Raw genomic sequence first — 281 nt, forward strand, 5'->3', positions numbered from 1 at the left:
TTCATTGCCGCCACAAAGCCGGTCTGCGTGCCGGTGGCGACGATTGCCAACGTTGCCCATGTAGTCTGCTACGCCGCGGTTGGCGCCGACCGACTGGATCTCGGCAATCTGATGATCACGTCCGGCTATGCTTTCGCTGCCCTGCAGCCGGATGGCCTTCCCTATTCGCCTGCCTATGCGGTTGCCGAGCAGGTCGCGCGCGAAAAGCGTGCAGGCCTGTGGCAATTCAAGGACGTGCAGCACCCAGCGATCCTGCTCGGCCGTGCCGTGGCACGGAGCCC

The 281-nt window shown here is 64.4% G+C and carries 1 protein-coding gene; it reads left to right on the top strand.

Translation table 11 applies throughout. From position 1 onward, the window contains the following. The coding region (locus EN861_RS35100) for a thermonuclease family protein (RefSeq protein WP_189343838.1) at nucleotides 1-281 on the top strand (281 nt) is incomplete at both ends.

Source organism: Mesorhizobium sp. M8A.F.Ca.ET.218.01.1.1 (assembly GCF_004791165.1).
Lineage (GTDB): Bacteria > Pseudomonadota > Alphaproteobacteria > Rhizobiales > Rhizobiaceae > Mesorhizobium.